This is a genomic window from Verrucomicrobiota bacterium (assembly GCA_016871495.1).
Lineage (GTDB): Bacteria > Verrucomicrobiota > Verrucomicrobiia > Limisphaerales > VHDF01 > VHDF01.
On sequence record VHDF01000039.1, the window covers coordinates 1 to 21,006 of the forward strand.

General features: G+C 57.7%; 16 protein-coding genes and 1 tRNA gene. 13 read left to right on the forward strand and 4 right to left on the reverse strand.

Annotated elements, in window-relative coordinates:
• The first annotated feature begins 145 nt into the window (after nt 1-145).
• Nucleotides 146-793 carry a hypothetical protein gene (locus FJ404_10350; GenBank protein ID MBM3823270.1) on the forward strand — a complete coding sequence of 216 codons (648 nt, stop codon included), beginning with the start codon at nt 146-148 and terminating at the stop codon, nt 791-793.
• A 106-nt stretch (nt 794-899) separates the two neighbouring features.
• Here FJ404_10350 and FJ404_10355 read toward each other — a convergent pair.
• Nucleotides 900-984, reverse strand: a tRNA-Leu gene (locus tag FJ404_10355).
• A gap of 258 nt (nt 985-1,242) precedes the next feature.
• Between FJ404_10355 and corA the strand changes: the two genes are divergently transcribed.
• The 8 genes from corA (at nt 1,243) to FJ404_10395 (ending at nt 11,548) form a co-directional block, all read left to right on the forward strand.
• Nucleotides 1,243-2,241, forward strand: a complete 999-nt coding sequence (corA, locus tag FJ404_10360; protein ID MBM3823271.1) for a magnesium/cobalt transporter CorA — start codon at nt 1,243-1,245, stop codon at nt 2,239-2,241.
• A 19-nt stretch (nt 2,242-2,260) separates the two neighbouring features.
• Entirely contained in the window at nt 2,261-3,520 is a 1,260-nt protein-coding gene (locus FJ404_10365) for a PAS domain S-box protein (protein ID MBM3823272.1), read from the forward strand.
• Complete coding sequence (locus tag FJ404_10370) at nt 3,517-4,893, forward strand: sigma-54-dependent Fis family transcriptional regulator (GenBank protein ID MBM3823273.1); 1,377 nt, start codon at nt 3,517-3,519, stop codon at nt 4,891-4,893. The genes FJ404_10365 and FJ404_10370 overlap by 4 nt, the downstream gene beginning before the upstream one ends.
• Before the next feature lie 23 nt (nt 4,894-4,916).
• Nucleotides 4,917-6,716 (forward strand): glycosyltransferase family 39 protein, encoded by a 1,800-nt coding sequence (locus tag FJ404_10375; GenBank protein MBM3823274.1) that lies wholly within the window; start codon nt 4,917-4,919, stop codon nt 6,714-6,716.
• A gap of 157 nt (nt 6,717-6,873) precedes the next feature.
• Complete coding sequence (locus FJ404_10380) at nt 6,874-8,136, forward strand: hypothetical protein (protein MBM3823275.1); 1,263 nt, start codon at nt 6,874-6,876, stop codon at nt 8,134-8,136.
• Nucleotides 8,137-8,193: 57 nt separating this feature from the next.
• On the forward strand, nt 8,194-10,383 hold the full coding sequence (locus FJ404_10385; GenBank protein MBM3823276.1) for a polysaccharide biosynthesis tyrosine autokinase: 2,190 nt from the start codon (nt 8,194-8,196) through the stop codon (nt 10,381-10,383).
• Nucleotides 10,280-11,110: a polysaccharide export protein gene (locus FJ404_10390; protein ID MBM3823277.1), complete on the forward strand. Its 831-nt coding sequence runs from the start codon at nt 10,280-10,282 to the stop codon at nt 11,108-11,110. Before FJ404_10385 ends, FJ404_10390 begins: the two co-directional genes overlap by 104 nt.
• Before the next feature lie 69 nt (nt 11,111-11,179).
• Nucleotides 11,180-11,548: an FHA domain-containing protein gene (locus FJ404_10395; GenBank protein ID MBM3823278.1), complete on the forward strand. Its 369-nt coding sequence runs from the start codon at nt 11,180-11,182 to the stop codon at nt 11,546-11,548.
• 12 nt (nt 11,549-11,560) lie between these two features.
• Here FJ404_10395 and tadA read toward each other — a convergent pair whose 3' ends face one another.
• Nucleotides 11,561-12,049 (reverse strand): tRNA adenosine(34) deaminase TadA, encoded by a 489-nt coding sequence (gene tadA, locus FJ404_10400; protein MBM3823279.1) that lies wholly within the window; start codon nt 12,047-12,049, stop codon nt 11,561-11,563.
• Entirely contained in the window at nt 12,021-12,539 is a 519-nt protein-coding gene (locus FJ404_10405) for an NUDIX domain-containing protein (protein MBM3823280.1), read from the reverse strand. The genes tadA and FJ404_10405 overlap by 29 nt, the downstream gene beginning before the upstream one ends.
• Nucleotides 12,540-12,601: 62 nt before the next feature.
• Between FJ404_10405 and FJ404_10410 the strand changes: the two genes are divergently transcribed.
• The 4 genes from FJ404_10410 to FJ404_10425 all read left to right on the forward strand — a co-directional run bounded on the left by FJ404_10410 (nt 12,602) and on the right by FJ404_10425 (nt 19,148).
• Nucleotides 12,602-13,675, forward strand: coding sequence for a threonylcarbamoyl-AMP synthase (locus FJ404_10410; protein MBM3823281.1), 1,074 nt, complete (start codon nt 12,602-12,604; stop codon nt 13,673-13,675).
• A gap of 283 nt (nt 13,676-13,958) precedes the next feature.
• Nucleotides 13,959-14,576: a hypothetical protein gene (locus FJ404_10415; protein ID MBM3823282.1), complete on the forward strand. Its 618-nt coding sequence runs from the start codon at nt 13,959-13,961 to the stop codon at nt 14,574-14,576.
• Nucleotides 14,577-14,607: 31 nt separating this feature from the next.
• The gene (locus tag FJ404_10420; GenBank protein ID MBM3823283.1) at nt 14,608-15,129 is read left to right on the forward strand and encodes a PEP-CTERM sorting domain-containing protein; all 522 of its coding nucleotides are present in this window, start codon (nt 14,608-14,610) and stop codon (nt 15,127-15,129) included.
• Between the two features lie 227 nt (nt 15,130-15,356).
• Nucleotides 15,357-19,148, forward strand: a complete 3,792-nt coding sequence (locus FJ404_10425; GenBank protein ID MBM3823284.1) for a hypothetical protein — start codon at nt 15,357-15,359, stop codon at nt 19,146-19,148.
• Between the two features lie 190 nt (nt 19,149-19,338).
• Here the strand turns inward: FJ404_10425 and FJ404_10430 are convergent, their stop codons facing one another.
• The gene (locus FJ404_10430) at nt 19,339-21,000 is read right to left on the reverse strand and encodes a matrixin family metalloprotease (protein MBM3823285.1); all 1,662 of its coding nucleotides are present in this window, start codon (nt 20,998-21,000) and stop codon (nt 19,339-19,341) included.
• Nucleotides 21,001-21,006: the final 6 nt, after the last annotated feature.

Here is a 21,006-nt window from a genome sequence, read left to right on the forward strand (position 1 = left end):
ATTGCAAAACCTGGTTGGCTGAGAATCTCGCCGCGGGAAGTGAAGTCAACACCAGGATGTAGCTGGTCCGTTCCAGGCTTGCAGCCTGAGCCTGCGTCCCATTGCGTTGGGCTTTTCGTTCCGCCTTAAATACTAAGGGACACACATGTTGAAAGAAAGAAAGCGATTGAAAGTCCGCGACGCCGCGGCCCAATGGGAGGTCATTCAGAAGGAGTTCAACGTCGAAGAGTTCATCAATTACTTCGCGGTGAACATGTGCGTTCAAAACTGGGATGGATTCTTCAACAACTACTTCGTCTATCGTGACGTGAAGCCTGGATCGAAGTGGGAGATCTACCCCTGGGACCAGGACAAGACCTGGGGCGAATATGACGGGGCGAGCGAGCGTTTCGATTGGTATGACATGCCGCTCACGATGGGCATGCAGGGTGACAACCCGCCCCGGTTACGAGGTTTGATGCGATTTGAAGGTGGAGGCCCGTTCGGAGGCGCTTCCTGGTGGCGCCCGCCGGGATGGTTTTCGGGTCCTTTGCTGGCTAATCCTGAATTTCGCCAGCGCTTCAAAAAAAGGCTGGCGGAAATCTGTCTGACCGTGTTTACGCCTGCGAAAATGGAACCCCTCGTCGTGTCGCTGGAGAATCGGCTGGGGCCGGAAATCATGATTCGCGCGGGTCTGACGCGGCAGGATCCCGCTGAAGCTTCCAGGCGTTTTCAGCGCCATCTCGATTCGTTCCGGAACCAAGCCGAACACCGGCGCCAATTCATTTTGAACGCCCTCAGCAAGGAAAAGTGAGTTTGAGGGAAAAGCCGGCGCAGGATTCAGCGGCGGAAACGTTCCGGGGAGGGAGGGGCTTGGGTTGAGATGATCTGCTCGAACCCCTAGTCCATCATGCTGCAGCTGGTGCCCGCGACAGGACTTGAACCTGTACGATGTTACTCACTAGAACCTGAATCTAGCGCGTCTGCCAATTCCGCCACGCGGGCAATCCTGCTCTCGCCGCAGGGATCTTGAACTCACTTCAGAGCCGCCTGCCGGGAGCTTAAACCCGCTCGGCAATCATCGACCCAACCGCGACAATCCCTACTAACTAAGGACCCATCCCCGACATCGCAAGTGAATTCATCGGGCCAGCCGAGAATGATCCTTGTGACAACTTGTTACTGTTTGAACGGGCTTCGCCGCATCTGAGCACAGCGCCAACTTGACTCATTGCAAGGGTTCATGGAAATTGGGGTCGGATCATGGTTCGTTCATTTGCTTTTACGACTCAGGGGCGCTTGCATATGCGCGACCTGGATGCCTTCCTGATTCCGACGTTGCTGGCGGACACCAACTTGTTTCTATGGGTTGACTTGGAGGATCCGACACCGGAGGAGACCAAGTTTTTTCTAGAGGATGTATTTCGATTTCATCCGCTTTCCATTGAGGACTGTGTGATGGTGACGCCGTCGCCGAAGGTGGAGGAGTATGTTCCGAAGGAGGAAGACCGGTTTGCGCCCTATCTATTCATGGTCATTCACGCGGTCGATTACAGCCGGAAAGACGGTGTATTTGCGACCAGCGAGCTTAATTTTTTTCTGGGGAAGAATTTCCTCGTCACTTTTCACGAGGTGGCCATGAAGTCGATGCAGGCCGTTGAGGAGCGCTGCATTCGCAGCAATGTCCTCGTCGCGAGGGCGCCGGACCGGGTGGCCCACATTCTTCTCGATGCCTTAGTTGAGAATTACAAACCGGCCCTTGAGGAGCTGGCTTTGGAGATTGGCGATCTCGAACAGCAGGCGTTGCAGCACCCCTCCTCCCGCACGTTGAACAAGATTCTTCAGGTCAAGAAGGAGGTCATGCATTTGCGGCAGATCATCGGTCCTCAGCGCGAAGTCCTTTCCCGCTTCGCCAAAGGCGAGTTCAAATTGATTCGTCCTCACCTCGTGCCCTACTACCGCGACGTCCATGACCGGTTGTTCCACATCGCGGAGCTCGCCCAAAGCTACACGGATTCCCTCACAGGGATCTTGCAGGTGTATCTCAACATGTCCTCCAACCAGACCGGGGAGGTGGTGAAATTTCTGACCATGATTACCGCCATCACCACTCCCATGATGATGGTGGGCACCTGGTACGGCATGAATTTCGAAACGATGCCGGAAGTGAAATGGGCTCACGGCTACGGGCTGGCTTCCGTGGTGACCTTGATTTCCACCGTCGCCACCGTCTGGTATTTCAAGAAGCGAAGGTGGTTCTAGAAGACGCCGGGCTCCTCCCATGCCAAAAGCCAAGTCCAATTTTGTCGAGAAAGTGCTTGGGCGTCTCGGACGCATCGATCAGCAAGGACTCCAAAGCGTGGTCCAGCGCCTGGCCCGCGAGAGAGCCTTCCTGGAAACACTCTTCAACACCATCGAAGATGGCATCCTCGTGGTGGATGAGGAAGGCAAGATCGTTTACAGCAATTTGGCGGCGGGGCACTTGTTCGGTTTTGCACCGGAGTCCGTTGAGAATCAGCCGGTTCGCCGCCATTTGCCCGAGCTCGATTGGCTGAGGCTCGAGTCGCTCGACAAGGAGGGCGGACCGCGCATCTTTCGCCACGAATTCGAAATTCATTATCCCCGGCCCCGTTTCCTCCGGCTTTACGCGGCGCCGTTGGATGGCGAGAGCGTTGGGCGAGCCGGATTTGCCTTGATCGTGCACGACGCGACTGAAGCGCGGCAGCAGACCTTCGAAGCGATCGAAAGCGAGCGTGTTCAGGCGCTGACCCTCCTGGCGGCAAGCGTGGCCCACGAGGTCGGAAACCCTCTCAACGCACTCAGCATTCATCTCCAGTTGATGGATCGGGAACTCAAGAAGTTGCGCTGGACCGAAGCGCGTTGTGCCAAGAAGAAAACTCCCGCCCCGCCCGCCGCCTTGCCGTCCAAGCCTCTGGAAGGCCGCGATGTCGAGGAAATCAGTGACAAACTCGCCGGGTATCTGGCGGTGGCCAAAGGGGAAATCGCCCGGCTCGATGACATCGTCACGCAGTTCTTGCAGGCGATCCGTCCGTCGCGACCTCAGTGGCGTCCTGCGTCGCTCAACGACGTGGCGGCCGAGACGCTCGCGCTGCTGCGTCCCCAATGCGACAATCGCGGCCTCCTCGTCGAGCAGCGCTTTCAAAAACCGTTTCCCGATGCGGTCATCGATCCGCGCCAGATCAAACAGGTGCTCGTGAATTTGGCGAAGAACGCGATGCAAGCCATGACCCGCGGTGGACGCCTGGGCATGGAAACCGGGTCCACGCCGGACGGCGTGTGGATCGCCGTCAGCGATACGGGAGGAGGGATACCCACGGATCAGCTCCAGCGCATTTTTGAACCCTTCTTCACCACGAAAAAGAAGGGATCCGGCCTGGGGTTGATGATCGTGCAGCGCATCGTTCGAGACCACGGCGGGCGGATCGAGGTGGAAAGTCACATGGGCAAAGGAACTTCTTTCCGAGTTTGGCTTCCCCGGGGACAGAAGGCACCCCGCTTGCTTGAGGCGGGAACCCCATGAGCCGCCCCACCTTGCTCATTGTCGACGACGAGAAGCCTACCCGCGACGGCTTGCGGGCGGCACTCGAGGACCGCTACGAGGTCTTTCTGGCTGAGGACGCCGCGACCGCCATGGCGCTCCTGGAAAAGGAGCCCGTGGATGTGCTGCTGACGGATCTGCGGCTGCCCAACGAGGACGGTCTGAAGCTCCTGGCACGGGCCAAGTCGTTGTCCCATCCGCCGATTTGCATTTTGATGACGGCCTACGGGTCAGAGGAAGTTGCGGTCGAGGCGATGAAGCAAGGGGCGGATGATTATATCGCCAAGGGCCGGCTGCAGATTGAAGAACTTGAGTTGCGCATCGCCAAGGCGCTTCGGCAACAGAATTTGGAAGTCGAGAATCGCAACCTCCATCAGCAGCTCGACCGGAAGTTTGGGGTTGAAAACATCGTGGGCGAATCGTCCTTGATGAAGGAAGTGTTTGAGGTGGTGGCGCAAGTGGCCCCCAGCCGCGCCACCGTGTTGGTGACGGGAGAAAGCGGCACGGGAAAGGAACTCATCGCCAAGGCCATCCACCGGCTCAGTCCCCGCGCGCGCTTTCCACTCGTCACGGTCCATTGCGCGGCGCTCTCCCCGTCCCTGCTGGAAAGCGAACTTTTTGGTCACGAAAAAGGCGCGTTCACCGGGGCGCATGAGCGCCGGGTGGGACGATTCGAGCTGGCGGGCGGTGGCACCCTCTTCCTGGATGAAATTGGGGAGATCGACGCTTCGGTTCAGGTCAAGCTCTTGCGCTTCTTAAGCGAGCGCACATTTGAACGCGTGGGGTCGAACAAGACCTTGACGGCGGACGTTCGGCTGGTCGCCGCAACCAACAAGAATCTGGCGCAAATGGTCAAGCAGGGAACGTTTCGCGAGGATTTGTATTTCAGGCTTCGCGTCGTCGAGATCCACCTCCCTCCGCTGCGGGAACGCCCGGGGGACGTTCCACTGCTCGCCCGCGCGTTTCTGCAGGAATTCGCCCGCGAGAACGGCAAGGGGGTCCAGGAGTTCACCCTGGACGCCTTGGATGCGCTGCGGAGTTACCCTTGGCCGGGGAATGTCCGGGAGTTGCGCGCCGCGGTTGAACACGCCGTCGTGTTGTGCCGGGGTGACCGGGCCGGGGTGCGTGACCTTCCTGCCGAGCTGCGCGCCCCTGCGGTGATGACGGCCGCCCCCATTCCGAGTGATGCCGCGCCGGGAGAGACTCCTCTCACGGTCAAAGAGGCCGAGAAGCAGCTCATCATTCGCGCGCTGAAGGAAGCGGGCGGCAGCCGCACCCTGGCCGCACAGCGCATTGGGATCAGCCGGCGCACGCTGCACCGCAAGTTGAACGAGTATCGATTGGAAGGCATCTAAACCCGGACTGGAAGGAGACTGGCATGGTAGGTCTGCAAGAACTGATTCATAAATTCGAAGTGGGCGAGGGGGCGGGCTGGCTGCGCTCCGTGCTGGGCGCGGTGGCGCTCCTGGCGATGGCGGTGATCTACGATCTTCGCGAGTTCAAGAACTTCAATTCACCCGAGGCCATGGACCAGGCCCAGCTCGCCCGCAACATTGCTGAGGGGGAGGGCTTCACCACGCGCTGCATCCGCCCGCTCAGCGCGCACCTCCTTCAGCAGCGTCATCGCGAGCTCGCGAAAGATAAGGCCGCCAGCCCGGCCGATCCGGCGTCGGATCCGACTTTTTTGCATGTTGATCATCCGGATATCACTCATCCGCCGTTGTATCCGGTCCTTCTGGCCGGCCTCATGAAAGTGGCGCCGTTTCGCTACGAAATTCCCCAAAACGCCGCCTTCCACACCTATCAACCCGAGATCGTGATCGCCCTGTTCAACCAAGTGCTGTTCATGCTGGCGGCGATCCAGCTCTATCTGTTGGCGAGGCGGTTGTTTGACGCATCCGCGGCCTTGATCTCGACCTTGCTTTTCGTCGGCGGCGAATTGTTTTGGAGGTTCAGTATTTCAGGGCTTTCAACCCTGCTGCTCATCAACCTGTTTCTGGCCTTGGTCTCAGTCCTGACTCGACTGGATGAGTCCTGCCGGAATCCCGAGAAACCATTGCGATCCACCATGCTCTGGGCCGCAGCGGCGGGGTTATTGCTCGGGGCGGGTTTGTTGACCCGCTACAGTTACGGGTGGCTCCTTTTACCCGTCCTGGTTCATGCCGGGTGGAGCGGGCCGCAGCGGCGATGGGTGGCGATGGGCGCCGTGTTGGTTGCGTTCGCAGTGGTGACAACCCCTTGGCTGGTGCGGAATCATCAACTGAGCGGTCATTTCTTTGGGACGGCGGGATACGCGGTTTACGCGGAGAGCAAGTCCTTTCCGTCCGATCATTTGGAACGCGCTTTGGCGCCCGCATTCAACCGGGTCGAATTTGAAGAATTCCTGCGCAAATTGGTGGTGAACGGCACGGCGCTTTTGCAAGAGGATTTGCCGAAGCTGGGCGGGAGCTGGGTCTCGGCGTTCTTTCTCGCCGGTCTGATGGTAAACTTTCGGAATCCGGTGTTGAGCCGTTTGCGATGGTTCCTCGTTGGAACACTGGCGATCTTCGGGTTGGTTCAGGTGATGGGCAGGACCTTCCTGAGCACCGAGAATCCTGTGGTGAACGGGGAAAACCTGCTGGCCATCGCGGCACCGCTGGTTTTTGTCTTTGGGACGGCGATTTTCCTGACGCTGCTGGATCAATTGGAAGTCCCGATGCCGGAAATCAAGCATCTCGTCACCACGGGGTTCGTGTTGTTGTCGTGCGCTCCCTTGTTGCTCGTGCTGCTGCCGCCGCGGTTGCATCCGGTGGCTTATCCGCCTTACTATCCGCCCGTGGTGCAGACGCTCTCGGGATGGATGACGCCCAAGGAACTGATCATGACCGATGTCCCGTGGGCGGTGTCGTGGTATGGCCGGAAGAAGGCCATCTGGACGGTGATCAACGCGAAAGAAGACTTTTTCGCGGTGAGCGACTTTCAGAAGCCCGTCTCGGCACTCTATCTGACCCAGCGCACCACGGACGCAAAATTTCATTCGCAGATGGTCAAGCCTCAGGCGACGAGCTGGGAGTGGTTTATTTTGCAGGGCCTGGTGAAGACCAACTTGCCGTCGGGATTTCCACTCAAAAAATCGGCGGGAGGATTCGAGACGGTGGGCCATTTTTACCTCACGGACCGGGAACGCTGGCTGAAATAAGCGGAAATTCAGAAATGCGAAAGTGGCTCGCCTTATGAGTTTTCTGGGAGTTTTCCGTTTGACACCAATTCTGTTTGAACGTAAAACCTGCCTGCATTTCAAATAATCAAGCTGTTTGAGGGTAACGTCTTTCCCTGGAAACGGACATCGTATCGCTATGAACAAAATTCTTGCATCCGCCAGTATGGCTGCTGTGGGCGCCTTGGGGTTGAACGCTGCTGACACCCAAATCCTGAGCCCGCTCGAAACCGGCAAACCCTGGAGTATCTCCGCAGGTTTGCGCGGATTCTATGACGACAACTACGCCATGCGTCCGGACGGGGCTGCTCGCGAGAGCTATGGGTTTGAGGTGACCCCTTCCGCGAAGTTCAATATTTTTCACCATCAAACGCGCTACTCGCTTTCGTATGATTACATCATGCGATACTTCGAGGATCGCGTGAATGATTCCGCCGACCACAGTCATCTGGTGAATGGCGCGATCAATCACCGGTTCAACGAGCATCACAAGGTGGATCTGAGCAATTCCTTCGTGGTAGCGCGCGAACCCGAGTTGCTGGAACCGACCGGCCCGACCACGGCGCCGATTCTTCGGAGCGATTCCAACAACATCAACAATCGCGCTTCCGCCGCTTATACCGCTGACTGGACTTCCGTCCTGAGCACGGTGGTGGGGTATGGCAATACGATTTACGATTACGACGAAAGCGGGCCTGGCAGCTATTCGGCGATTCTCGACCGCATGCAGCATTTGATCTCGGGCAGCCTCCGGTTCCGGGTGGCCTCGAGCACGATCGCTTCGGTCGGTTATCAATTCGGGATCGTCGATTATCGCGGCAAGGATTCTCTGGCCTTTGCGGCGCCGTTCGTGAGTCCCAACGTTCGCGACAATGAATCCCATTATCTGTTCGCAGGGTTGGATCATTATTTTAACCCGACTCTGAACTTTTCCGGACGTGTGGGTGTCCAACTTACCGATTACACCGGTTCGCTTCCTGGGTCGCCTGATGATAAAACCTCGCCCTACGCCGACGGCAGCCTTTCCTGGAATTACACCACGGGCAGCACGCTTCAAGTGGGGGTGCGTCACGAGCGGGTACCCACGGATGTCGCCCTGTTCAACGTCGGGTTGCCGACGCTCGACATGGTCAGCACCGCGGCTTACGTCCTCGTCCGCCACCAACTCACCGCCAAATTGCGCGCCGGCTTCACGGCTCAGTACCAGCATTCTACGTTCAACGACAATATCCCGGGCGACTTGGTGGACGATTACTGGACCCTGGGAGCGAATGTCGCCTACCAATTCAACCAGTATATTGCAGCGGAATTGGGCTACGCCTACGACAACCTCGATTCGGACTTGGTCGACCGTGGGTTTGATCGCAGCCGGGTCTTCCTGGGCGTGCGGTTTACCTACTAAGCCCTTCAGTTAACTTTGACGGGAGGCTGGACCAACATCTAGCCTCCTTTTTTTTCCATGGAATCAGTCAAGAACGCCCCTCAGTCCGAATCCAAGCTCCATTTCCTCGATTATTGGCGCATCATTCGCATCCGGAAGAGCGTCATTCTGCTGGTGTTCTTGCTCGTGGTCATCACGACGACCGCCGTCACGTTGATCCTCCCCCCTCAATACCTCAGCATGGTTCGCATCGCCGTGGAAAAGGACGCCACGGACATTTCGGGTCTCTTCCAAAGGGACAGCATTCAAGTTTACGATCCCTATTTCATTCAGACTGAGTTCGAGAAGATCACCTCGAAGAAGGTGCTGCATAAAGTCATTGAAGACATGGGGCTCAACAACGAATGGGCCAAGAGGTATAACTCGGAAGGTCCGCTGAAGACCTCCGAGACTTACGAGATTTTGAAGCGGCACATTGATGTCCGCCAAACCCGGAATACGAGTCTGATTGAGATCAGCGTCCGCAGCGAAGATCGGCGGGAAGCGGCCAATCTATGCAATAAAATTGCGGAAACGTACAAGGAGAACCGGCTCAGTCTCCGCCGTGACATGTCCGACAAGGGCATCACCAAACTCAAGGATGAGTATCAATTGCAGTTGGCCAGGGTTCATTCGTTGCAGAGCAATGCGGCCGAGTTGCGCCTCAGGTTGAAGATCTCGGATTACGTGGCCGAAGGCAACGCCCCGGTCACCACTCTCGAACCGGAGACGGTCCGGCGGCTCGAGAACGAACACCTGGCGGCCCGCGGCGAGTTGGCATTTTACACCGCGAAGCTCGACGATTTGCGCAGCATGAACCGGGAAAACCTTCGCAAGGCCATTCTCTCGGCCGAGCCGGACGACCTGTTGAAGGATCTTTTTCTCCGCCTGAACGACACCGAGCAGCGGTGGTCCGCGCTGAACAAGGATGTGGGTGATTTGCACCCAGAAGTGATCAAAACCAAAGCCTTGCTCAGCACCCTCAACACGCAGATTGAGGCGCGTATCGATGGGATCCTCATGGGATTGGGAAGCCGGTTGAAAGCCACGACTCAACGGGCCCTCGAGCTGTCGAACCAAGTGGCGGTGGCCATCGAGAAGGACGCCAAGGCCGCCAGCGAATACCGGCCCTATTTCTTGATCAAAGGAGAGTTGGAGACGGAGAAGCGGATCCTGGAGACGATGAAGTTCAAGATCGTCCAGGAGGAGGTGGACTTGAGCCTTCCCAAGAGCTCGATCGTGGAAGTCACGGACCGGGCGGAAGAGAGCCAAAAACCTTTCCGGCCGAATATTCCGCTGAACATTGGTTTGGGCGTGGTGGTGGGTCTTCTGATCGGAGTGGGCCTGGCCTTCTTCATTGAGTATCTCGACACGAGCGTGAAGACCATTGACGACGTGGAGCGCGCTTTGCAGGCGCCGGTGCTGGGCGTGATTCCGCAGAACGTGGGCTCGTTGCTGGAGGAAGGGGCGGACAGCCCGCATGCCGAAGCTTACCGGGTGTTGAGAACCAATGTCTTGTTCTCCCAGAAAGACCCTCAGAAGAACACGTTGACGGTGGTGAGCGGTGGCGCGGGTGAAGGCAAATCCACCACGATTTTCAATCTGGCCACCATCTTTGCCCAGCATGGGAGCCGGGTTTTGGTGGTGGATTCGGATCTGCGCCGCCCGAGCCTGCACAAGATTCTGAAGGTCTCGAACACCGTGGGACTGACCAACTACCTCCTCAAACAGAACTCGCTGGAGGAGGTCATTCAGACGACCAAACAGCCGGGGTTGGATTTTCTGCCGAGCGGCAAGTTGCCCAGCAGTTCCCTGGGTATTTTGAATTCGACCCAAATGCGAGAGTTCATTCGCGAGGCCAAAAAGCGTTACGATTACGTGTTCTTCGATTCTCCGCCCATCATGGGTGTCAGCGACGCCTCGATCCTGGCAAGCGAGGTTGATTTGGCGCTGTTGGTGATTCAATATCGCAAATACCCGCAGGCCATGACCGTTCGTGCCAAGCAGATGGTCGAGAAGGTGGGCGGGACATTGCTGGGAGTTGTGCTCAACAACATCAATATTTCCCAGGATTCTTACTACTACTACTACAGCGGTTATTATTACGATTACTACTCCCGGAACGATGAGGGCGGGGGCAAAAAGAACGGGGAACACAAGAAGGCCGCCGCCCAAGCCGGGGAAACGCCGGAACGGGGTGGCGGAGTGGAGATCAAGCAAAAGTATTGACCCTTGCGGTTGGATTGTTGGAATCGTGGCGCTCATGAAGCTCGTTCGATCATTCTTTTTTTCCTCCCTTTGGGAAAAGGCCAGGCCTCGGCTCGCGGTCCATTTTCTTTGGCTACTCCCGGCGATGGCTTTGACGACCGGTTGTGAAACCACCGGCGGAGGACTCGGGAGTTCCACTTCGCCTGCGCCCGGTGCGGCGGCGAAGGCTCCTGTCGCGCCCGCCCCCGAAGCGCCTCCCGTGGTCCGCGGCGATGTGCTCAGGCCCAACGACATGGTGTCGGTTCTTTTCTCGGGTCTGGCTTCCGCTCCCAATCGCCACGACGAGCGCATCAAAGATGACGGGAGTTTGACTCTGCCTCTGAATTTGCGCATCCAGGCGGCGGGTAAAACCCCCGGCCAGTTGCAAAGGGATATTTATAACCTCTACGTTCCGGCTTATTTCCGCGAACAATTGACGGTCACGGTGGCTCCGGAAAATCGGTTCTTCTTCGTCGATGGCGATGTGCGGACCCCGAACCGTTACGTCTACGCGGGCGAGATGACCGTGCTCAAGGCCATTTCCGCTGCCGGAGGATTCACGGATTTCGCCAACCGCAAGAATGTCATCCTGAACCGGTCCAACGGAGAGAAGCTCATCATCAATTGCGAGAAGGCCGCGAAGAATCCCACCTTGGACAAGCCGGTTTATCCCGGGGATCAGATTATCGTCAAACGCAGGCTCATCTGACCCTGGCTTAGCCGTGCTGCGCGGGGTTGGTTGTGCGGGGTGTTCGCCGTTTTGATTCAACTTCGTGTCATGAATGGCCCCGGTGCGGGTTCCACTTGGGTGGCCAGTTCTCTCCCTGCAAGCTTTGGGAGGAGTCCAGCGGACGGCTTGCGTTGCGAAGCCAAAGGAGTCTGGGAGGGGCACTTCAACGTCCGCCTCGAAAAGGATGGTGTCTTTGTGCTCTCGGCCCGGGCAGAGGCGTTCTGCAGGGTCAATGGGTCTCCTGTTTCGGAAGTTCCCCTGCGTCATGGAGACGTCATCGACGCTGGAGAGATGAAGTTGTGTTTTGGATTTGCGGATGCGCCGCAAAAGTCACTCCGGGCGAGGGAAGTCCTGGCCTGGGTGTTGATCCTCGGCTTGGGTTTGTTGCAGTTGATCGTGGCGGCGCTGTTATTCTGAACCTTTGAGCCTTCAGCGGTTGGTTTTGGATTTCGCCCGCTGCTGGCGGAAGAAGTCCAAGAGCAAACTCCGGCATTCCTCTTCGCGAACCCCTCGAGTGATGTCGGACTTGTGGTTGAGTCCTTCAAACTGAAGGAGATTCATGGCGCTGCCCGCGGCCCCGGCTTTGGCGTCGGAGACTCCGAATACCACACGGGAGAGTCGTGCATGCACGATCGCGCCCGCGCACATGGGACAAGGTTCTTTGGTGGCGAAGAGGGTGCAATCCGTGAGCCGCCAATCGCCAATCGCGGCTTCGGCTTGAGTAATGGCCAGCATCTCGGCGTGGGCCGTGGCGTCTTTGAGCAGCTCCACCTGATTCCAGGACCGCGCGATCACGCGCCCCGCGCGAACGATGACCGCACCCACCGGAACTTCGTCGTGTTCCCAGGCGCGGCGAGCGAGCCGCAGAGCCTCACCCATGAAGTAGGCGTCACTGTTGAGGTCGATGGGAGGTTCCATGAATGGATTCTTCGAGATGCCAGCTGACTTCCGACGCGCTGCTCCAAATTCCGTGGGCCGCGAAAAAACCACCGCGATGTTTCCAAAACTGCGGCCAGAGAAAATCTCGATCGGTATCCGGGAGGTCGAGCCGATCCAAAGCGGTTCGGGAGTAAAATGCGAACACACCTTCCTCGTGAGGAGGAGGGGGCTTTTCCAGCTTTCGTCGAATTTCGAAAAGAAACATCAACCAATGGGTCGTGCCTTGGTAGGCCGCTTCGGAGACGAGGCCGGTCAAACGCAAGTCGCTCTCGGAAAGGGCCAAATTCATTTCCTCGCCGGCTTCGCGGCAGGCGCAGCGATAGGGCGACTCGCCGAGCCAGGTTTTGAGTTTGCCCCCCGGCGGGCTCCATCGCCCCCGGTTCGGCTCCCGCGTGCGATGGAGCAACAACACTTCGTCCTGGGCATTGAAGCCGTAAAGCAACGTGGAGATCTTGTGGGGAAAATCCATCGGCGGCAGTGAAGCAAGAACGCCGGATCATTTCTACTGCCATTTCATTCCAGGAATTCTAAATTGCTGGCGTGAGTTCGATTCCACTTCTCCGAGCAGAAAACGGCAAGATTCTTCCTGCCGACACGCCCGAAGCTTTTGCCCAGTCCGTGGCGCTGGCTGCGGATTGGTTGAAGCGCGGTAGCGTGGTGGTCCTCCCGACCGAAACCGTCTATGGACTGGCGGCGAGTGCTTGGAATGAAAGGGCGATTGAGGAGATCTATCGCCTCAAGGGACGGCCTGCTTCCAATCCCCTCATTGTGCATGTGTCAGGCATGGAAATGGCCAAAGCCAGTGTGAACGATTGGCCTGAAGCGGCCGATCAACTGGCGAGAGCCTTTTGGCCGGGTCCGCTGACGCTCGTTTTGCCCAAGCGCTCTGTAATACCGGACAGGGTGACGGCAGGCGGGTCGACGGTGGCTGTGCGCTGGCCTTCACATCCCATCTTTCAGGCGGTGCTGGAGCAATGCGGATTTCCGCTGGCCGCGCCCAGCGCGAATCGGTCCAACAAAACCTCTCCAACGGCAGCGACTCAGGTCTTGCAGAGCCTTGGTGAAAACGCCCCCTGGATTGTTGATGGAGGTCCATGCCCCGTTGGCATTGAATCGACCGTGGTGGATGTTGCGGGAAAAGTTCCGAGAGTTCTGCGGGCCGGGATGATTTCGAGGGAGGCGATTGAGAGAGTTCTGGGCCGGAGTGTTGGCACGGCGCAGTCAGAAACCTTGGCGGGGAATGAAGTCGAGACGCTCCGCAGTCCTGGTTTGATGCGGTCCCACTATGCACCGCGGGCGGATTTGTGGACTGGGCGATGGAAGCACGGGAAGAGTGCGCGCATTGCCTTGACTGGAATGGGCCTCAAAATGGAGCAAGTGGCTGTCATTTCTCACACCATCATACCTGAAGGTTTCGAGCGAGTGATCGTCTTGCCGAATGATCCTGAAGCGTATGCGAGGGGGATGTATGCCGCCTGGCATCGATGTGATGAAGAGGGGGTTGCGGCGATCTTGGTCGAGGAGCCACCCGACGGTCAGGCTTGGGAAGGGATCTGGGATCGACTGAGAAGGGCGTCGAGAGGTCGACTCGAAGGGGGAATTTAATTATTACAATATGTTAATGTGCAATGACTTGATTCGAAAGTCGATCCCATGAAAAGGGGTAGTTTTTGGATCTGGAAAGTTGAGTTGGGATCGTCGATCAAGTGAAAACGAAACTTGTTGAATTGGATGTGATTTTGGATAGGTTTGGGGTGTGCGAAGTCCGGCCTGCCAAAGTTGGCGCTCCTCGCGACAGCGAGGGGGGCGAAAATGTTCAAAAAACTGTTTGACACATCCTTGATGCTTTGAGAGCCTGAGCGCACACACGGAATAACCAAGCAACAAAATGAGAACAAAAGCACTACTACTTACAGCCGCATTTGCTGCGGCAGGTGTCGCCGCTGCGTCCGCGCAGGTTTACTCAGTGAACGCGGTGGGCTACGTGAATGTGTCGGTCCCCAAGGGCTTCTCGATGATTGCCAACCCTCTCAAGGCTTCGGCAAACACGGTGGGTGCCTTGCTGGCATCTGCTCCCGATGGCACGACCGTTTACAAATTCAGCGGTGGCAAATTCGGCGTCAACACCAAGGACTTCGGTGAATTTGCGAATGGCGCTGAGACGATGAATCCGGGCGAAGGTGCTTTCATTGAAGCTTCGAGCGCGTTCACGGTGACGTTTGTTGGGGAAGTGCCTCAGGGTGCTCTCTCCCAGAACATTCCTGCTGGATTTTCGATTCAAGCCTCTCAAGTTCCTCAAAAGGGACAACTGGATACTGTTTTGAAGTTCCCTGCGGCTGATGGTGACACTGTCTATCGATACAACAATGGGAGTGGACGTTACAGCATTCACGCCTATGACTTCGGCGCTTGGGACAATCCGCCGTCTCCTGAAGTGGGTGAAGCCTTCTTCGTGAACAAGGCTGCAGCTGCGCAATGGAAGCGCGATTTCTCGGTCAACAACTAACCTGGAGTATCCTTAGAAACCCAACCAAACTATGAAAAAACTTCTAACTGTGGCCGCGCTGCTGGTGGTTGCTTATGCAACTCAGGCGCAAGGCACTGTGAACTTCAACAACAAAACTGGTGGCGTCGATTCTCCCGTGTTTGATGTCGGAGGCACGACCAAGCTTGCTGGTCCGGCCTTCCTGGCTGGTCTCTATGAAGGAGATACACTCCTGGGTGCCACGGCCCCGTTCCGAACGGGTACTGGCGCAGGCTATTGGAATCCGGCTCCGGACAGCTCTCGCGCAACGAGCGTTGCTCCTGGTGCGAACGCGACTCTGACAGTGCGCGCTTGGGAAGCCTCCGGCGGTGCTAACTACGCTGCGGCTCTGTCTGCCGGCAAGAAGACTGGAAAGTCTGATGCTGTGACCGTTGCCACGGGTGGCGCTGGTTCTCCTCCGAGCCTGCCCGCCGTTCTGACCGGACTGAAGAGCTTCAGCTTGGTTCCTGAACCCAGCACGATCGCTCTCGGTGCCCTCGGCGCAGCGGTTCTCCTGTTCCGCCGCCGCAAGTAACACTTGCTGCATCTGTTCTCATTCAGCCGCCCGGAAACGGGCGGCTTTTTTTTTGTTCGAGGGAGAGTGAAGGAAAGAGATGAGCTCACTCAAACCCGTCGTAGAAATCTCGACAGATAAAAAGCACGAGCACTGAAAGTGTGCTACCTAGAAACGGCAATTGCCCTTGATGAAGATTCGCAAGGTCCTGGCGATCGAGCCATTCCGAATCACTCACCTGATCCATAATGGATATGCCTCGTTCTTCGTCATGTCTTTCTCATCCAAGTCTTTGTAAAACATCACCATGTTCAACTATCCTCTTACGGATTAACCCCCACAAGGGCAGAACCGAAGACGGGTTTGCGATGGGGAGGTGGATTCTCGTCACCTTGGTTTTGCTTCAAGTGACGATGGAGCTGCGCGGGACGGGTTGGGAACAAGGAGAAGGATATCGGGTCAAGCAAGTTGATTTCGGCAAGGAGTCCGCATTGGATCGAGTAGGTTTGTTTCCGGTGTCCGCCGATTTCACCGGAATTCGATTTGAGAACCGATTGTCGATCGAGGATGTGGCGGAGAATCGTCTGCTTGAGATTGGTTCCGGGGTCGCTTTGGGGGACATCGATGGTGATGATCGCGTGGACATCTATTTCTGCGGGTTGAAGACGCAGAATCGTCTGTATCGAAACTTGGGCGGCTGGAAGTTTGAAGATGTCAGTGATGCTTCGGGATTGGGTTTGAAAGGAGAGGCGTTTACGGGTGCCGCGCTGGTTGATTTGGATGGCGACGGCGACCTTGACTGCCTTGTGAATTCTCTCGGGGGAGGAACGAAGCTATTCCGTAACGATGGAAAGGGCCGTTTCAGCAAGGTTGACGCTGCTGGATTGCTGGGCCGATCGGGCGCGACCTCGATGGCCCTGGGGGATGTGGATGGCGATGGGGACCTCGACCTCTACGTGACGAATTACCGGTCGGATACCTTTTTTGACTTCCCCCCGGGTCTTCGAACCGAGATGAGGCGGACGAGTCAAGGCGGTTGGGTGGTGGAACCCCGGGCGCGATTTCTGACGCTCGGCATGGGGACGGCGCCGCCGCTGGTGCTTGAGCGTGGGGAGCCGGATGTCTTTTATTTGAACTTGGGGAAGGGCAAGTTTGTGCCGGTTCCCTGGGAAGCTGGGGTGTTCCTGGATGAAGCGGGTGGGGCGCTGAAAGAAGCACCGACAGATTGGGGCATGGCGGCGATGTTTCGGGATTTGAACGGGGACCGTCTGCCGGATCTGTTTGTCTGCAATGATTTTGTCCAGTGGCCAGACCGTTTATGGCTTAACCATGATGGAAATGTGCTCAAGGCGGCCCCTAAAACAGCAGTGCGGGCCTGGAGTGTAGCGTCCATGGCTGTGGATGCGGCGGATATTGATCGGGACGGAGATTTCGATTTGGTCACGGTGGATATGTTGAATCCCTTGCGACAGGCTCGATTTCGCCAGCGTCCGGATCTTCTTTTGGGTAAGGTGGAATGGCCCATGGAGGAGCCGGAGTTTTCGCCGGAGGTGCCTCGAAATGTGCTTCAGCTTAACCGTGGCGACGGCACTTTCATGGAAGTGGGACGTTATGCGAAGCTCGCCGCGTCGGATTGGTCACCGAGCGTCATGTTTTTGGATCTCGATTTGGATGGATGGGAGGATTTGTTGGTCGGCGTCGGCAACTGGCATGACGTTCAGGATATGGACGCGCTCGCTCGTCAAAAGCAGGTTCAGACCAGAAACATTCCGGTCCGTGTGCAGGACCTTCAACACCTTCCGCTGAGGCTGGGCGCGAGCAAAGTGTTCCGAAATAGGCGGAACCTTCAATTCGAAGAAATGAAGGGCGTTTGGGGATTTGGCGGGATTGGGATCGCGCAAGGCATGGCTATGGCGGATCTGGATGGCGATGGGGACCAGGATGTGGTGGTGAATTGCATGAATGAGCCCGCACGGCTTTATCGCAACGACGTCCGTGCCGGGCGTGTGATGGTGCGGCTCGTGGGCGAGAAAGAGAATCGAAGCGGGGTGGGAGCCAAGGTGACGGTGCGGGGTGGACCCGTGACGCAGGCCCAAGAGATCGTGGTCGGAGGGCGTTTTGCTTCCAGTGACGATCCCACCCGGACATTTGCGACGGGGAAAGCTGAGACCGTGGAAATCGAGGTCGATTGGCGGGACGGAAGACGCAGTCTGATTTCGACGGCCAAGGCGAACCGGATTTATGAGATCAACCAGGCCTCCGCTTTAGCCGTCCCAAGCCCGGTTCAAGCGGGGCCGACCCCTTTCTTCGACGATGTGAGTTTACGACTCGGACACCGCCATGAAGACCTGGCCTATGATGACCGATCGCGGCAACCGCTGCTTCCGTTTAAGCTCTCCACGTCCGGGCCTGGTGTGGGTTGGATCGATTTGGATGGAGATGGAGACGACGATTTGATGGTGGCAGGAGGCAAGGGCAGTCGCGTTGCGGTTTTTAGAAACAAGGGCCAGGCACAGTTTGAGAAGTGGACTGGCAGGAGTTCGGAGGCGGCTAATCTCAGGGATCAAACATCCATGGCGGTGTTTGTGGAGGGAGGACAGAAGTTGCCGGGCGCCCTCGTGGTGGAGTCGAATTGGGAGGATGGGGAAAGCTCGGCTCCGGCGGTTGGGCGGCTGGGTATCGTGGGGGCTGACGTCGCTTACGATCGTTGGGATTTCCCCGGCGGCAAGAACACGACGGGGGCGATGGCCGTGGCGGATCTTGATGGCGACGGCGCGTTGGAACTATTTCTGGGAGGGCGCTCCGAGGTTCATCGGTATCCGGTGGCGGCGGAGAGTTTATTCGTCAGGAAGTCAGCGAACAAAGTGGAAGTCCTTCAACGAATGGGGAGCCTGGGCATGGTGCAAGGCGCTGTCTTCACGGATTGGGATGAGGATGGTGACGCGGACCTGGCGGTGTCGGTGGCCTGGGGGCCCATTTGGTTGCTGAAGAATGAGAAGGGGCGATTCAGCGATGTCACGCAGGGGACCGGATTGGAGAGGTATCCCGGATTATGGAACGGAATCGCGGCGGGGGATTTTGATGGAGATGGTAGGATGGACTTGGCCGCGTCCAACTGGGGCATGAATTGGAGGGTTGATCAGCAGGAGGGGCGGCCGGAAGATGTCTGGTTGTATTATGGCGAGTTTGCGGGTGATGGTGTGCTTCATCCTGTTTTGGCTTCGATGGATGAGTTGTTGGGCAAGGTGACTCCGTGGCGGGATCGGAAGACGCTGGCGGCGGCCTTTCCCTGGATCAGTGCCAAGTTTCCCGATCATCTCTCCTTTAGCAAAGCGGGTTTGGAAGAGATGATTGAAACTCAGGGGAAAGGGGCAGGAAAACTGATGGCCCGACATTTCGCATCGTCGGTTTTCTTGAATCGAGGAGGCCGATTTGAGATGCGCGTCCTGCCTCCTGAAGCCCAGTTTAGTCCGGCTTTTGGAATTACCGTTGCGGATTTTGATGGTGACGGGAAGGAGGACCTTTTCCTGGCGCAGAATTTTTTTGGAGCGGACTCCGAGTTGTCCCGTTCTGACGCGGGGAGCGGCATGGTATTGCTGGGAGACGGGCAGGGAGGATTTCGGGTGATGCCGGTGCAACAGTCAGGCCTTCGTTTGACGGGCGAACAACGAGGAAGCGCGGTGGCGGATTTCGACTCTGATGGCAGGACCGACTTGGTGGTGGGCGAGTCTCGTGGTGCAACGCGGCTTTTTCGGAATCGCTCCGGGAAGCCCGGGTTGCGGATCCAGTTGGAAGGGCCTCGTGGACTATCGGATGTTATCGGCTCCAGGATTCGTGTGGTGGATGAGCAAGGGCTGGGTCCATCGCGGGAACTGCATTCGGGATCGGGATGGCTGTCCCAGGACAGTTTGATCCCTGTGATGGGGGTGAGAGGCCGGGCCAAGGAAGTTCGGGTAACTTGGTCTGATGGTTCGCATTCGATCCACGAGGTTCAGCCGGGCCAGCGTTTTCTCAAGGTCCGCAAGCCGATCGCGGACTAGTGTGCTGTTCATGAATTGGGTGGTTTCAGAAGCTGGATCGTGTGACCTCTGCTGAATGGCCGTTTTCAGGTTCAACCGTGGTGCCTGGTCAGGGTAACCGTTCGACTTTGTAGAAGCGGATGTCCTTGGCTGAGGGATCCTGAAGTGTTGTCTCTTCGGCGGTAGCGGGTGGCGAATCCGCGATGGGGATTCACTCACCTTGGGGGAAAGCGTCGCGTGTGAAGAGGCGGTAGCGTTTGCCGGGGAGGCTGAGGAATCGCACAGCGCCACCCCCGGCGTTCACTTCCACCGAGAGAATCTTGAACACGCTGGAAGCCTGTTGGGGATCTGTGCCGGAGGCGTATTCGTGGGCGTTGTCGGCGCCATCGCCGTCGGGGTCCGCGGCGGGCGATGCTTCCGGGGCGGTGAAACGTGGGAAGTGGAGTCGTTGATATTCGTCCGGGAAGCCATCGAAGTTGTCGTCGCGGGATGCGGGTTGAATATCGAGAAAACCGTGGGCCGCGGACCAAGAACCGTCCGGCCATTCGACGAGCAGGGAACGCATGCCGGGAACGGCGTTGGGATCGATTTGGATGAGGGCGGATCTTCCCCGCAGGTTTCCTCCGGCATCCATTTGAGTGGGGCCGACGCGGATGCCGGTCCCGGTAACGCGCAAGACACCTCCGACCACCGGGAACTCCGGGGAAAAGACACCCACGACGAGGTTCGATTGTCCAGGTCGCGCCAAGGCCGCCAAGGCTGAATGGAAGATGGGATCCTGGGAGGAGCCCGGAATGCGGATACTGGTGATTCGGGGGGAAGGAGAGGAAGAAATCGCTTCGAAGTCTGCACCGAGGGTTGTTCCAGGCAAGAGTTGAAGGTTGGTTCGAACGACGGGGGCGAACTGGGTTTGAATCGCATTCGTGAGGAAGTAGGTCGAAAGATCGCGTCCTCGCGCGAGAAACTGGCTGGCATCATTCGGGTCGAGGGGAAAGATCCTGGCTTGGTAGGTTCCGGGGTCGAGCCCGGCCATCTCGAAGGTTCCGTCGATGCGCGTGGGATTGGCGGCGACGAGATTTCCATGAATGTCTTCCAGGGCGACGACGGCGCCGGGGAGGGGCTCACCGCGCAACGTCACGCGGCCATGGAGGGAGCTTCGCCGCGTTCGATCGGTCTCCCGGCCGTAGAGAGCGCGCGCGGCGGCAATATCGTCGGAGGAGAGTCCGAGGTAGGCGTCGATGCCATCGCCTCCATTCGGGAACATGGTCGCTCCACCGGCGGGAGAGTGGTCGAGTCCGAGGAGATGTCCGATTTCGTGGAGCATGGTGGATTCCACGAAAATGCGGTTGGGAGATGTTTCGAGAGGGTTGGTGAACCAGGAGTAGGTGCGTCCGTTCAAGACGATATCGGCTTCATGAATGACGCCGTTGGTGGAGGAAAGGTAGGTGAGGGCTAGGCTGAATCGGATGTCATCGCGTCCTCCGTTGACGAATTTGTCTTCACGGGTCCAGTAAACGAGGTTGGTGTGATCGGAAGTGTGAAGCGGAGTTTCGGGGGGCACGAGGCCGGCGAATTCGAATCGGATGGCGACACCCGGGATGGCCTGCCATTGATCGAAGCTGGCGCGAACGGATTCGATTTCCTCCGAGCGGTGAGCCGCAGACCAAGCATCGGAGGCGATGTGGTACCGGATGGCGTGGGTGGAAGGGTTGAGGGAATTGGTGTGGACGAGATTCGGCTGATCGAAGGGCCAGCGGAGAGGGTTGCCGGGCGTCGTTTGATCCAGCACGTAGGCCAGGACGGGCATTGGGCGCAGCAGCAGCAGCAGTGCGAGGAATACGAACCAAGCGTACGCGCGGGTCGACTTGCTCATGGAGGA

Excerpts from the sequence above, each read along its gene's own strand:
- FJ404_10425 (MBM3823284.1), top strand. The coding sequence starts at position 15,357 with ATGGATATGCCTCGTTCTTCGTCATGTCTTTCTCATCCAAGTCTTTGT.
- FJ404_10375 (MBM3823274.1), top strand. The coding sequence starts at position 4,917 with ATGGTAGGTCTGCAAGAACTGATTCATAAATTCGAAGTGGGCGAGGGG.
- FJ404_10405 (MBM3823280.1), bottom strand. The coding sequence starts at position 12,539 with ATGGATTTTCCCCACAAGATCTCCACGTTGCTTTACGGCTTCAATGCC.
- FJ404_10350 (MBM3823270.1), top strand. The coding sequence starts at position 146 with ATGTTGAAAGAAAGAAAGCGATTGAAAGTCCGCGACGCCGCGGCCCAA.
- FJ404_10370 (MBM3823273.1), top strand. The coding sequence starts at position 3,517 with ATGAGCCGCCCCACCTTGCTCATTGTCGACGACGAGAAGCCTACCCGC.
- tadA (MBM3823279.1), bottom strand. The coding sequence starts at position 12,049 with ATGGAACCTCCCATCGACCTCAACAGTGACGCCTACTTCATGGGTGAG.
- FJ404_10390 (MBM3823277.1), top strand. The coding sequence starts at position 10,280 with ATGAGGGCGGGGGCAAAAAGAACGGGGAACACAAGAAGGCCGCCGCCC.
- FJ404_10380 (MBM3823275.1), top strand. The coding sequence starts at position 6,874 with ATGAACAAAATTCTTGCATCCGCCAGTATGGCTGCTGTGGGCGCCTTG.
- FJ404_10415 (MBM3823282.1), top strand. The coding sequence starts at position 13,959 with ATGAGAACAAAAGCACTACTACTTACAGCCGCATTTGCTGCGGCAGGT.
- FJ404_10365 (MBM3823272.1), top strand. The coding sequence starts at position 2,261 with ATGCCAAAAGCCAAGTCCAATTTTGTCGAGAAAGTGCTTGGGCGTCTC.
- FJ404_10395 (MBM3823278.1), top strand. The coding sequence starts at position 11,180 with ATGAATGGCCCCGGTGCGGGTTCCACTTGGGTGGCCAGTTCTCTCCCT.
- FJ404_10385 (MBM3823276.1), top strand. The coding sequence starts at position 8,194 with ATGGAATCAGTCAAGAACGCCCCTCAGTCCGAATCCAAGCTCCATTTC.
- FJ404_10430 (MBM3823285.1), bottom strand. The coding sequence starts at position 21,000 with ATGAGCAAGTCGACCCGCGCGTACGCTTGGTTCGTATTCCTCGCACTG.
- FJ404_10420 (MBM3823283.1), top strand. The coding sequence starts at position 14,608 with ATGAAAAAACTTCTAACTGTGGCCGCGCTGCTGGTGGTTGCTTATGCA.
- corA (MBM3823271.1), top strand. The coding sequence starts at position 1,243 with ATGGTTCGTTCATTTGCTTTTACGACTCAGGGGCGCTTGCATATGCGC.